The organism is Paraburkholderia sp. IMGN_8 (genome assembly GCF_038050405.1).
Classification (GTDB): domain Bacteria; phylum Pseudomonadota; class Gammaproteobacteria; order Burkholderiales; family Burkholderiaceae; genus Paraburkholderia.
Genome location: NZ_CP150901.1, coordinates 4,162,609 through 4,176,371 on the forward strand (window position 1 = coordinate 4,162,609; position 13,763 = coordinate 4,176,371).

At 62.6% G+C, this 13,763-nt stretch carries 7 protein-coding genes; 4 read left to right on the plus strand and 3 right to left on the minus strand.

What is annotated here, in order from left to right; all coding sequences use genetic code 11:
• Positions 1 to 46: 46 nt before the first annotated feature.
• Together WN982_RS39860 and WN982_RS39865 are read right to left on the minus strand one after the other, a co-directional pair.
• Entirely contained in the window at positions 47 to 853 is an 807-nt protein-coding gene (locus WN982_RS39860) for an aminoglycoside phosphotransferase family protein (RefSeq protein WP_341317432.1), read from the minus strand.
• A 6-nt stretch (positions 854 to 859) separates the two neighbouring features.
• Positions 860 to 1,150, minus strand: a complete 291-nt coding sequence (locus WN982_RS39865) for a hypothetical protein (protein ID WP_341317433.1) — start codon at positions 1,148 to 1,150, stop codon at positions 860 to 862.
• Positions 1,151 to 1,334: 184 nt separating this feature from the next.
• On the opposite strand from WN982_RS39865, the gene WN982_RS39870 reads away from it, so the two are divergent.
• Positions 1,335 to 1,916, plus strand: coding sequence for a flavin reductase family protein (locus WN982_RS39870; RefSeq protein ID WP_341317434.1), 582 nt, complete (start codon positions 1,335 to 1,337; stop codon positions 1,914 to 1,916).
• A gap of 43 nt (positions 1,917 to 1,959) precedes the next feature.
• Here WN982_RS39870 and WN982_RS39875 read toward each other — a convergent pair whose 3' ends face one another.
• On the minus strand, positions 1,960 to 2,445 hold the full coding sequence (locus WN982_RS39875) for a GNAT family N-acetyltransferase (RefSeq protein ID WP_341317435.1): 486 nt from the start codon (positions 2,443 to 2,445) through the stop codon (positions 1,960 to 1,962).
• A gap of 397 nt (positions 2,446 to 2,842) precedes the next feature.
• On the opposite strand from WN982_RS39875, the gene thrS reads away from it, so the two are divergent.
• The 3 genes from thrS (at position 2,843) to WN982_RS39890 (ending at position 13,661) form a co-directional block, all read left to right on the plus strand.
• Entirely contained in the window at positions 2,843 to 4,057 is a 1,215-nt protein-coding gene (gene thrS / locus WN982_RS39880) for a threonine--tRNA ligase (RefSeq protein ID WP_341317436.1), read from the plus strand.
• A 158-nt stretch (positions 4,058 to 4,215) separates the two neighbouring features.
• Entirely contained in the window at positions 4,216 to 13,392 is a 9,177-nt protein-coding gene (locus WN982_RS39885) for a hemagglutinin repeat-containing protein (RefSeq protein ID WP_341317437.1), read from the plus strand.
• Positions 13,389 to 13,661, plus strand: a complete 273-nt coding sequence (locus WN982_RS39890) for a hypothetical protein (protein WP_341317438.1) — start codon at positions 13,389 to 13,391, stop codon at positions 13,659 to 13,661. Before WN982_RS39885 ends, WN982_RS39890 begins: the two co-directional genes overlap by 4 nt.
• Positions 13,662 to 13,763: the final 102 nt, after the last annotated feature.

Consider the following 13,763-nt stretch of genomic DNA (forward strand, 5'->3'; position numbering starts at 1 on the left):
ACCTGGGCGGCGGCCAGGCGGCTGCCGTCCTGAATCCGCTGGGTTCTCAGTCCAGCTTCAACGCTCCGGCAGCCAGTTTGCCGATGTCCATATCGATGTCCGGGGTCTCGCCTGTCTCGAGAATCCACGCCGCGGACAGTCCCGACCACGCCAGAATCCATTGCAGCAAACGGCGTCTATCTAGCCCGGCCAATTGCGCGACATGTTCGACGCGCCGCTCGAAGCGTCCGGGCGCCAATGCGGACTGCCGGTCGGGGTTGCAGAAAATGTTCGCATAGTCGAAACCGCGCTCGCCATAGAGGCCTTTCGGGTCGATTGCCAGCCAGCCGCGCGGGCCGAAATCGAGCACGTTGCCGTGATGGATGTCGCCGTGCAGCACGACCGGGTCTTGCGGGGCGGCAAGCAGCGCTTGCGCCGCTGCGGCACTTTCAGTGAGCCAGCCGCCGTATTGTTGTGCTGCCGGCCAGAGACTTTGAAACCAGCGTGGCAATCCGATCAGTTCGGGTAGCGGCTTGTTACGGGGCGCGTGCAGTCGCGCAGCGGCTGCGCAGAGGATCTCGGTGGCGGCGTCGTCGGCGTCGCTGTCACCCGTGCGGACTTTGTCCGCGAGCGCGTGGCTGTTTTGTGCGCGCTCGAGCAGTATCGCGTCGGCATCGTGCGCCAGCACGCGGGCCGCGCCGTCGCCGTCCCACCACACCATCAGCTGCACGCCGGATTTCTCTTCGGCTTCCAGCGCGACCTTCAGCATCGCTGCGACGCCGTGCCGGCGTACCGGCAGAAGCCGGCTGCTGTGCGTGCGGATCGGCTCGCCGTCCGGCAGCAAATCCCACTTGACGATGTACTCGGCGAACATCGCGGTTCAGATCGCAAGCGCGGCCGCTTGAACGGCGGCGGCGAGGGCGTCGTCGACGGCCGGCCCGAGCGTCGAGCAGGTGAGCAACACGGAGTGCGCGTCGAGGCGGAGCGCGAGGAGTGCTGCGCGGGTTTGCGCCGCGATTGCATCGGTCAAACCGCCGGCTTGCTCGGCCGCTGCCAGCAGGTCCGCGCGGACCGCGTGATGCAAGTCGAGCGATTGCCACCCGGCGGCGCGGGCCGCCGCGTCGAACACGGCGATATTGCTGTCAGCGGTATGCAAGCAGACGATGCGCACGGTCACTCCAACGCGTTTGATGGTGTTGCATTCTCGCCTGGAAACGGCTCAGGCATGTCGAATCTGATCGGCCGGTCATGGCCCGCGCGCGGAGCCCGTTCGAGCGTCGTCCGCGATGGCGGCGTCAACAACGCCGCGCGTACCCCGCTACAATCGACGTCATTCATTGACGTGGAAAGGACATATGAAAGGCACTCGAGAAGCCGTGGCATTGCCACGGGCGACGCAGTTACTGAACCATGGACCGGTCACGATCGTCACTAGCGCGCACGACGGGCGCTCGAACGTGATGGCGGCATCGTGGGCGATGCCGCTCGATTTCAACCCGCCGAAGGTCGTCGTGGTGGTGGACAGCCGCACGCTGACGCGGCAACTGATCGAAGCGAGCGGCGTGTTCGGATTGCAACTGCCGAGCCGCGCTTTTGCCGCGCAGACGCTGGCGGTGGGGTCGAACGCGGGCGCCGAACTCGACAAGTTCGCCGCCTTCGACCTCGAAACTTTCCCCGCGCAAAACATCGACGTACCGATGCTGGCCGGCTGCATCACGTGGATGGAATGCAAGGTGATTCCGGACGACAGCCAACGGCACGATCTGATCATTGGCGAAGTCGTGGCGGCGTACGCGGACAGCCGCGTGTATTCGAACAACCGCTGGCACTTCGGCGACGATCCGGATCTGCGAACGTGTCACTACGTGGCGGGCGGGACGTTCTTTGCCACCGGCGACGCGTTCGAAGTCGCAGCAGTGGCGAACGGCACGGCGTAATAGTTAGCGGCGGCGCGACGCGTTAGTGTCCCGACCAAAACCCTCACGCATCGCCATCTGCAAACGCCTTGAGCGCGTCGCCCGCCAGCCGGTAGCGGACCCACTCGCTTTGCGCGCTCGCACCGATCGATTTGTAGAAGCCGATGGCCGGCTCGTTCCAGTCGAGCACGCTCCATTCGAAGCGGCCGCAGCCCGTGTCGCACGCAATGCGTGCGAGGTGGCGCAGCATCTGTTTGCCCGCGCCGCTGCCGCGCGACTTCGGCGACACGTACAGGTCTTCCAGATAAAGCCCTTGCATGCCGAGCCACGTCGAATAAGAAAAGAAGTAGACGCAGAAGCCAACGGGCTCGCCGTTCATCTCGCAGATCAAAGCCTTCGCGGTGGATTCGGCCGAGAACAGGCTCGCTTCGATATCTTGGACGGTAGCGACAACCTCGTGCTCCGCTTTCTCATACACCGCGAGTTCGGTGATGAAGCGCAGAATCAGAGCGGCGTCGGATGTGTGGGCGGGGCGGATGTGGATGGTCAAGGTAAGGTGCTCGGTCGGTTTTGAATGTCGATCGAAGTTTTGCGAGTACACATCGGCTTCGAATCAAGTCTGCATCGTATCGTTTATCGTGTTGTCCTGACCAGCATGCGCTGGCTCCCAATATGACAGGGCAAGCAAGCGTATGTCGAGATTACGATTGACGCGTCGTCGCAAAATCGCTTACTGTCGATCCATGGACTTCCACTCGATTCCCTTCGCTGCCGTCACCACCACGACGACCACCTTCACAGGCGGGTCGTCTGGAGGTTGCACGCGCTAGAAGCACGAAGCAGTGGCAAACCACCAAAGGCCCCGCCGGAAACGGACGGGGCCTTTGGCGTTTCTGGACCTTCGTTTGCGGCATCAATCTGCGGCATCAATCAAACGGAGCGTGACTGTGAACGACATCGATCATCGTGTACTGGGCAATAAACTCGACCTCTTCCATCAGCAGGAAGAAGGCGTCGGCATGGTGTTCTGGCACCCGCGCGGCTGGGAGCTTTACCGCGTGCTCGAAGACTACATCCGCGCCCGTATGCGGCGCGCCGGCTTTCGCGAGATTCGTACGCCGCAATTGCTGGCGCGCTCGTTGTGGGAGCAGAGTGGCCATTGGGAGAAGTTCGGCGCGGCGATGTATTCGCTGGCCGACGCGGAAGAAGGGCGCGCGCTGTGCCTGAAACCGATGAGTTGTCCGTGCCATGTGCAGGTGTTCAATCGGCGCGTGCGGTCGTATCGCGAGTTGCCGGTCCGCTATAGCGAGTTCGGCGCCTGTCATCGCGACGAGCCTTCGGGCTCGCTCGAAGGTCTGAAGCGCACGCGTGCCTTCGTGCAGGACGACGCGCATGTGTTCTGCACGGAGGCGCATATCGAGACCGAAGTCGGCCGCTTCTGCGAATTGTTGCGCACGGTCTATGCGGACCTCGGCTTTCCCGCCTTCAAAGTAGCGCTCGCCACGCGGCCTGCGATGCGCGCAGGCAACGATCAAACGTGGGATCGCGCGGAAGCCGCATTGACAAACGCGGCCCGCGCGGCGGGCCTCGAATTCGATGTACTCGAAGGAGAGGGCGCCTTTTACGGGCCGAAACTGGAGTTTCATCTAACGGATAGCCGCGCGCGCAGCTGGCAATGCGGCACGATTCAACTCGACTTCGTGCTGCCTGATCGGCTCGATGCGGAGTTCGTCAACGAGCGGAATGAACGCGAGCGTCCCGTGATGATCCATCATGCGGTGCTTGGCAGCATGGAGCGCTTCATTGCAATGCTGCTGGAACATCACGAAGGATGGCTACCTGTGTGGCTCGCACCCGAACAAGTCGTGGTCGCGACAATCAGCGACGCAAATACGGCGTACGCGCAACAGACCATGCAAGCGCTCGACGCCGCCGGTATCAGAGCGCTGCTCGACAAGCGGCCGGAACGGCTGGAAAAGAAGATCGTCGATGCGCGCGAAAAGCAGGTGCCGATTCTGGTCGCGGTAGGTTCACGCGATGAACGCGATCGGACGATCAGCATTCGCATGCGCGACGGGCGGCAATCGACGCTTGCGATGGCGGAGGGCGTCGAGCGGTTGCGGCTCGCCACGTCACCCCCCGCCTCTTTCACCTCTTTTTAGCCCGTTTCGTCGGCCTTCATTTCGCCTTGGGCGCAATCGGACGAATCCGAACTTGTGCAAAGTGTTGTACTGGCGTGGAAGTTTTGCAAATGTTGATGTTTCCAGTCGGCATTTTCGAATACGTTATGCGGCTTTAGTCCGTATAACGTATCAATAAAATGAATAAGGCGACCTATCGGCTGGTTTTCAGCCGACTCGGAGGCATGCTGGTCGCGGTCGAGGAGACCCCTGCGGGAACCGGCAAGAGCAATCGGGGAGAAACCATAGGAGCAGGGCGAGGCGTATCTGGTGCGCAGCGCCTATCGTCGTTCGCGTTCAGGCATATTGCCTTTGCGGCGCTGATACTGATCGGCACGGCACCTCTGCACGCCGACGCGCAGATTGTGCCATCGGGTGCGCACGCGCCCGGCGTCATCCAGACGCAGAACGGTTTGCCGCAGGTGAACATTGAGCGTCCGTCGGGCGCTGGCGTGTCCATGAACACGTACTCGCAATTCGACGTTCAGAAGAATGGTGCGATCCTGAACAATTCGCCGACGCTAGTGCAGACACAGCAGGCGGGGTATGTGAACGGCAATCCGAACCTTGGTCCAGGACAGTCGGCACGGGTCATCGTCAACCAGGTCAACAGCAATTCGCCGTCGCAGTTGCGCGGCTATCTTGAGGTCGCAGGTAAGCGGGCTGAAGTGGTGGTCGCCAATCCGAACGGCATCCTGGTGGACGGCGGCGGGTTCATCAATACGACGAGAGGCATCCTCACGACCGGCACGCCGTTGATCGGCGCGGACGGCAATCTGAACGGCTTTAAAGTTACGCGCGGCAATATCGCCGTACAGGGTGCGGGCCTGAATACGGCGAACGTCGATCAGGTCGATCTGATCGCGCGAGCGGTGCAGGCCAATGCGGCGATCTACGCGAAAAATCTGAGTGTAGTGACGGGCGCGAACAGCGTAGATCACGACACGCTTGCCGCGACGCCGATCGCAGGCGATGGTCCTGCGCCTGGCGTGTCGATCGACGTGAGCAGTCTCGGCGGCATGTACGCGAACCGTATCGTGCTGCTGGGCACCGAAAACGGTGTTGGCGTGTCCACTAAAGGCGTGCTTGCGGCGCAGGCGGGCGACCTGATACTGACCACGCAGGGGAAGCTGATTCTCGCGGGACAGACTAACGCGAGCGGCAATATCGCGCTGTCCGCGCGTGACGGGATCGACAACAGCGGGACGACATACTCCCAGCAGAACGTCAGCGCGAATACGTCGGGCGCGCTCACAAACAGCGGCGTGCTCGCCGCGCAGCAGAACGCGACCATCGGCGCGGCCAGCGTCGCTTCAACGGGCATACTCGGCGCGGGCGTGAACGGCAATGGCAGCCTTGCGCAATCCGGCGACCTGTCGGTGACGACGGGCGGCACACTCGCGGCGACCGGCCGCAGTGCGGCGGGCCGCAATGCGACCCTGAGCGGTGCAGCGGTCAATCTCGGAGGAAGCAGTACATCGGCTAATGGTTCACTCAAGCTCACGGCGAACAGCGGCGACCTGAACCTGTCTGGCGCGACGGTGACAGCGGGCGGCATGCTTGACGCACGCGCGGCCGGGACGCTGACGAACGACGGTGGTGTGCTGTCGTCGGGCGGTGGACAGACCATCACGGCTGGCGGGCTGTCGAACCACGACGGCCAGATCGTTTCGGGCGGCGCGCTGACGGAAAATGTTGCTGGCTCCGTCGCGAACCAGGGTGGGACGATGCAGGCGGCGGGCGCGCTGTCCGTTACAGCCGGTTCGCTCGACAACACGGGCGGTCATATTGCGTCGCTGAACGCGGACGGCCTGACGCTGACCACAGGCGGCTCGCTGAACAACGGAGTGGGTGAAACCGGGGCCGGCATCATTGGCGGCAACGGAAATGTGACCGTACAGGCCGGACAGATCGCGAACGCAGGGTCGATTACGGCCGTCCAGAACCTGATTGCGACGGCCGTGCAGACGCTATTCAACGGCGGCACGCTGGCCGCGAATGGCAACATCAACGCTTCGGCTGGCACGACACTGACGAACGCCAGCACGATAGCCGCCGGTCGAACGGCAGCCCTTACCGGTGCCACGTTCGACAACAGCCAGGGCACGACGAACGCCGACCAGCTCACGTTGCACGCGACGAACCTGGCCAATCACGGCGGCAGTATCACGCAGACGGGCATGGGCGCGACGACCATCGACGTGACCGGCATGCTCGACAACTCGGGCGGCACGCTTCAGACCAACGGCGACAGCCTCGCACTCGGCCCCGCCGCGCTCGTCAACGACAACGGCACGATTGCCAGCTCCGGTGCCGGAACGCTGTCGGTCAATGTAGGCACGCTCTCGAACAACGGCGGGACGATTGCGACGAACGGCGGCCTTGATGTCCGCTCGGGCGCGGCATTGAATCGCGGCGGCACGCTCGCGGCGCAGACGGGCGCGACGCTCAATGTCTCCTCGCTCGACAACAGCGCGGGCGGCTACGTCGGCGCGCAGACGGTGTCAATCACTGACACGGGCGCACTCAACAACGCGGGCGGAACGATCCAGGCGGACGACGCGCTTTCAGTATCCGCGCAGTCGGTTGCCAATGACGGCGGCTCGATCGCGAACAGTGGTACGGGCACGACGACGGTGAGCGCCAGCGGCGTGGTCACGAACACGCAGAATGGTCTGATCGGCGGTAACGGAAACGTATCGGTGTCGGGCGGCAACATTGGCAATGCAGGCGGCACCATCACGGCGGGCGGCGCGACAACCGTGCAGTCTGGCAGCACGCTCGACAACCGGGCGGGCATGATCCAGGGCAGCGGCAATGTGTCGGCGGCGGCGCAAGGCGCGATCGACAACACGGGCGGCCAGATCGAAGCGGACGGCACGGGCGCGACGCTTGCCGTCACGGGTGCATCGCTCGACAACACGAACGGGCGCATCGCGAACACAGGATCGGGCGCGACGACAGTCAGCGCCGCTGGAATCACAAACAGCAATACAGGCGGCGTCGCTGGCGCGGGCACCATCGGCGGCAACGGTGACGTGACAGTGAACGCGGGTACGCTGTCGAACACGAACAGCGCGCAGCTCGTGTCGGGCCATGACCTCACGCTGAACATCGCGCAACTGGCGGACAACACGAACGCGACGCTCTCGGGTGCGAACAATGTCACGCTCAACGGCCCCAACGCGGGTGTCACCAACGCGGGCGGCTCGGTCCACGGTAACGGCACGATTGCGGTGAACACGGCCTCGTTCGACAACACGTCGGGCCGCGTCGGCAACGATACGGGTAGCGGCGGCTCGGTGTCCGTCAATACCGGCACACTTGCGAACCAGAACGGCGCGATCGGTAGCGACCAGGACCTGAGCGTGGTGACGGGTACGCTCACGGGCGACGGACGGATCGTCGCCGGGAACGACGGCGCGATCACGATTGGCAGCGACTACGCACTTAACCGCACCAACCAGATTCAGGCGAACCACGACCTGACTTTCACGACCGCGGGCACGTTCGCGAATCAGGGCACGCTCGGCGCGGTGAACGCGCTGACTGTGAACGCTGCGAACGTGGATAACCAGGTCGGTGCGGACATCAATTCGTCGAATACGACGGTCAATGCCGCGAACACGATCACGAACGAAGGCCGTATCGAAGGCGATTCAGTGACGATGCATAGTGCGTCGCTGACCAACACTGCAATGATCGTTGGTAACACGGTCACGCTTAACGCCGGCTCGATCGCAAACACGGGCGCGGCGGCGGCCATGGCAGCGGCTTCGCAGCTGAACCTGTATTCGCCCGGCGATATAACGAATACGGGCGGCGCAAATATCTTCAGTCTCGGCGACATCAACATCGCGGCCGATGCAGCGCGCGACGCCAACGGCGTGCTCGCGAACCGCGCGAATTCCGTCGCGAACGATCAGTCGACGATCGAGGCACAAGGAAATCTGGAAATCGCGGCGCAGACGCTGACGAACACGCGCCCCGCTCCCACAGTCGAGACCGTGACGACCGGTGTCGATACGGTTCATCAGACCAAGCGCGACAAATACGTCGGCTGCGCGACGACTAATGCCAACGGGAAAGCCGGGTGCTCGCAGTCGGCGTGGGACAGCGGCTACAAATCGCCGGCAACGGCGACCTACAGCGGCGCCGATATCGTATCGAGCCAGAGCGGGCCGAACGCAACCGAACGCGTGCTGGTGGTGAACGTCAACGGTCAGCCGCAGACGATCTGGTACAACGCGATCACGGCCAATTCCGACGGTACGGTTACGGTCAACTACTGGGACGACTACAACCCGAACGTCAACTACGACCCCGCTACCGAGTACGCGACGCGCAGCGACGGACACAAAGGCTACCAGCGCGTCGAGATCGCACGGGACACGACGACCACCACGCAGCAGGATCAGGTAACAGGGCCGCAGGCACAGCAGGCGCAACTGCTTGCGGGCGGAAATATGACGCTGGCGAACGTCGGCACGCTCAACAACAGCTTTAGCGCGATTGCGGCCGGTGGCTCAATCCAGATCGGTAGCAGCGAGCAGGACGGCGCGATTGGCAACGGCAGTGGCAACTACGGCGGTACGCTCGTCAACAACACTGGCCAGACGCTTTACCAGTATCAGAAGCAGGACATCGTCTCGACTTACGCGTGGAACGAAGACATCACGCGCGACGTGGGGACGGTGGTCGAACCGTCGATTGTGCTCTCGCCCGTTGCCATCGGCGGTACCGGCGGCACGATCATCGCGAACAACGCGGTGCAGATCAGCGGTACGGACATCAGCAATACGAACGTGGCGGCGGCAAACTCGGCGACAGGCGCGACCGGCGGCACGCTCGGCGCGAACGGGACCGGGGGTGGCCTCACGGGCGGCGGCGCGCAGACCGTCAACCTCGCAACCGGTCAGACGCAGACGATCAACGCGCCGCAGTCCGTCGCGGGGCCGACCGGCGCGCTCAATATCACGTTGCCGTCGAGCGGCCTGTACACCTTTAACACTGCACCCGGCGCTTCGTATCTGGTCGTCACCGATCCCCGATTGACCAGCTATACGAATTTCATTTCAAGCGACTACATGCTTGGACAACTCGGGCTCGACCCGTCGAAGACCATCAAGCGGCTGGGCGACGGCGTGTACGAAGAACAGATGGTGCGCAACCAGATCACGCAGCTGACGGGCCGCGTCTATCTCCAGGGGTACACCAGCAACGAGGACGAGTACCGCGCGCTGATGAACAGCGGCGTGCATGCCGCGCAGGAGTTCAATCTTGTTCCGGGTATGGCATTGACTGCCGCGCAGATGGATGCGCTTACCAGCGATATCGTGTGGCTGGTCAGTCAGACCGTCGCGCTGCCGGACGGCAGCACGCAGCAGGTGCTGGCGCCAGTTGTCTATCTCGCGCATGCGCATGCGAATGACCTGCAACCGACCGGCGCACTGATCGCCGCCGACGATGTCGAGATTCACGCTACCGGTAGCGCGAGCAACTTGGGGGTCATCAAGGGTGGCACACAAACGGTTATCAGCGCGACCAACATCCTGAACCGGGGTGGTTCGATCGGCAGCAGCATAGACAATGGCGCGACCGTTGTATCGGCGACAAATGACGTGGTCAACGCGTCAGGCCAGATCACCGGCAATCGGGTTGCCGTGCTCGCCGGTCATGACATCGTGAACACGACGCTGGTTGACGCGGTCGGCGTCAGTTCGGTCGCGGGCAACAGCAAGGTCAGTCAGACGCTGCTCGGCACGCAAGGCACGATTGCATCGACGGGCGACATGATCGTGTCGGCGGGCAACGACCTGAGCGTGCATGGCGCGAACATCACGGCGGGCGGCGATGGACAGATCACGGCGGGCCACGACATCACGGTTGATGCGGTGCAGTCCACAACCTCGCAATCGGTGACGCTGAACGACCAGCACCATTGGGAAGCGGCCAGCACCACCAACGAGACCAGCGCGATATCGGCAGGCGGCAGCCTGGCGATGCAGAGCGGCAACGACATGACGCTCAAGGGGGCGACGGTCAGCGCGGGCGGCGATATGGCTGTCGTGGCGGGCAGCAACCTGACTGCGACGACCGTCACGAATACCGCGACCTACAACAACGTCGCAACGGACGACCGCACGCGCAAGGAAGTCGATCATGCCTATGACGAGCAGGCGGTTGGGACGAGCTTTACGGCGGGTGGGAATGCGACGCTGGCGGCAGTCAATACGACGGATGCGAGCAAAGGCAATGTGACGCTGACCGGCTCATCGCTGACAGCGGGTGTGACGGATGGCGCGGATAACGGCACGGGCGCGGCGACGATCGCGGCCACTGGCAACGTGACGATCAACGAAGGTCGTGAGGAACACGACAGCGCGAGTGCGGTGGAGTCGAAGCGCGGTAGTTTCATCGGCGGCTCGACCACCGATACGTCGCAGAACACGCAGGCGAATATTGGTGTGGCAAGCTTGGTGTCGGGGGATTCGGTGACCGTGCAGGCCGGTGAGGACCTGACAATTCGGGGCAGCAATGTGGTTGGCACGAACGACGTGAAGCTGGGTGCGGTCGGGAACGTGAACATCACCACCTCGCAGAACACGGCCACGCAAGACAGCTACTACCACCAGACCCAATCAGGCCTGATGACAGGTGGCTTGAATGTCACCATCGGTCATTCGTCACTGACGGATACCGACCACGCCACGAGCGTGACGAACAACGCGAGTGTGATCGGTTCGTCAACGGGCAACGTGTCGATCACGGCGGGCCATGACCTCGGGGTCACGGGCAGCAATGTCATAGCGGGCGGTAATGTGGCGCTGACCGGCCAGAACGTCACGGTCGGTTCGGCCTACGACACCTACAACGAATCGCAGGCGCAGCAGTTCAGCCAGTCGGGCCTGAGCATCGGCCTGGGTGGAGGTCTGGTGGGCCTGGGACAGGGAATGGCGAGCACCGTGCGCCAGGGCGTGCAGACGGACGACTCGCGCTTGGCTGCCGTGCAGGGTGTGGCCGCTGCCGAGCAGGCGTACCAGAATCGCGGAGCCATCGAGGGAGCGGCAGACGCGGTAACGAACGGCAATGCGAGCGACGCGACGCAGGGCCTTCAGGTGCGGGTCAGCATCGGGTCGAGCCACACCAGCAGCAATGCCAGTACGTCGATCACGCGCGCGAAGGGTTCGTCTGTCATCGGCAATGGCAACGTGACGATGACGGCAACCGGTACGCCGGAGGCGAACGGCAACGCGCAAGCCGGTACGGGCGACATCACCATGACCGGCGCGACGGTGATGGGGAAGAATGTCACGCTCGACGCGAATAATGCGATCACTCTGCAAAGCGCGCAGAGCACGGAGCAGGACAGCAGTTCGAACAGTTCGGGTGGCTGGAACGCCGGGGTGGCGCTGGGTGTCGGGAAAAACACCGGATTCAGCATCTTTGCGAACGCGTCGAACGCACACGGCCAGGGCAACGGCAGCAGCGTTACGCAGGACGATACGACCGTCGCGGCAAGCGACACGCTGACGATGAAATCGGGCGGCGACACGACGCTCGCGGGTGCGCAGGTATCAGGCAATACGGCGAAGGTCGATGTCGGGGGCAACCTGACGATGACGAGTGTCCAGGACACGTCGGACTACGCGAACAACCAGCACAGCAGCGGAATCAGCGGCAGCTTTACGTTTGGCTACGGCGGTGGCGTGGACCTGTCGATTGGTCATACCAGTATCGACTCCAACTATGCGTCGGTAAACCAGCAGACCGGCATCGTGGCCGGCACGGGCGGTTTCGACGTGAACGTGGCTGGGCATACGCAACTCAACGGCGCGGAGATTGCGAGCGCCGCTCCAGCTGGCAGCAACAGCGTGACGACCGGCAGCTTCGGATACTCGGATATCCAGAACTCGATGTCGTATTCGGGTTCGTCGGAAGGCTTCTCGCTGTCGAACGGCCCGAGCTTTGCGAACACGGGGGACAGCGCGCGCGGGGTCACGCAGGCGGCTGTCAGTCCGGGAACGATTACGGTGAAGTCGGGCCAGCAGAACGGCACCGACAGCACGGTGGGCCTGTCGCGCGATACGGCCAATGCAAACCAGACCGTACAGAACACGTTTAACCTGCAGCAGGTGCAGAACAACCTGGCCTTTGCGCAGGCGTTCGGCAAGGTGGCAACGACTGCGGCTGGGCAGATTGCGGACCAGCTTGAGAACAGCAACCCGGCCTTTGCGGAGGGCGGCGTCGCGCGCGACGCGATGCACGCGGCGGTCGCGGCCATCGGGGCGGCGTTGTCGGGCGGAAACATTGCAGGGGCAGTCGGCGGGTCTCTGGCGGGCGACGTGTTGCAGTCGCTGGCAAATCCGATCATCGAGCAGGCCGTCGCGCAGGTCCCGCCCGAGAATCGGACTGCGTTACGTAATGCGCTGAATGAGATTGTTGCGACGGCGGGTGGTGTAGCGGGTGGCGCGTTGACAGGCGGCGGTTCGTCGGGCGCGCTGGCGGGAGCGGGTGCGGCTATCGACAATGAACGGTTCAACCGGCAGTTGCATCCTGAAGAGAAGACGCTCGCAAAGCAGATCGCGGACAAGAGCGGTGGCAAGTACACGCAGGCACAGGTCGAAGACCAATTTCGTATCATGGGCGTAAGCGTGAATGGAACAAGTGAATCCGGCGCACCGACGACCCTGATTGGCCAGACACCCACGGACTCGGGTGCACAATGGATATCGGCGGGAACAACGGCGGACGGCAAACCGATCCTGACGCAGGTCACGGCACAGGGCGATCCACAGTTGCAGAGCTACATTCTGGCGAACTACAACAGCGCTTCGTCGGGACAGGTGCCGAGCCAGTTCACGTATGCGCTGACAGGAAACAGCGGATCGATCAACCTGACGGGGCCATTCACGAAGTTCGATCAGTCGGATGCAGACTACATGCGTAATACGACAGCTGATACGGCTTCGATGATCTCTACGAATGCGGGGCGGTTCAGTGCGCTAACGGCCGCTGGTGCACAAATTCCATCGCCGTACTCTGCTGGACTCGCAGGAGCAGCTTATGCGGCAGCGGTTGCTGGATTTGGGGCTGACGTAGTGGCACAGCTAGTTAAACCGGATGTTGGGCAGTACGCCGTATCCGGCGTGACCGGGTTGATATCCGGGGAGCTGTCTGATCGAGTTCCAGGACTGGGGCCAGCTATTAATGAGACTGCGAATACATTCAACAACAGCAAGGCTGGTCAGAAGACCCAGGATTCTTTGAATAACTATTGGAACAATTTCGTGAACTACTGGAGCGGGAAGCAGTGAAGATCCAGGTCATTGAAGACGGTAATTTTAAAAGATGGGTTCGGACGAGCTTGCTTGTCATTGGTTTGCTGACCATGTATCTCGCTTACAAGTTTGTGCCACCAGCGCCATTTGGTGGTTTCTTGCTGCTGCTTGGATTCGTGATCGCAGCTATGGGAGGCTATGCGAGCAGAGCGCATCTGCTAAAAATAAAGCCGTTCGACAAAAGCTACAAGAAGGCCCGCAAGAGCTACGAAGTGAGGGACGACGAGCAAGACAAGTCATCGTAACGATAAACCCGGCGATTGCCGGGTTTGTTGTTTGATGGTTATTCAGTTCCGTTTGCTGCGTCTTTGCAACATGGCCTCGGCTTCTGGCCCGGTCATATACCT

Bases quoted from the DNA above. Each gene is read 5' to 3' on its own strand.
- WN982_RS39860 (WP_341317432.1), bottom strand. From the start codon at position 853: ATGTTCGCCGAGTACATCGTCAAGTGGGATTTGCTGCCGGACGGCGAG.
- WN982_RS39870 (WP_341317434.1), top strand. From the start codon at position 1,335: ATGAAAGGCACTCGAGAAGCCGTGGCATTGCCACGGGCGACGCAGTTA.
- WN982_RS39885 (WP_341317437.1), top strand. From the start codon at position 4,216: ATGAATAAGGCGACCTATCGGCTGGTTTTCAGCCGACTCGGAGGCATG.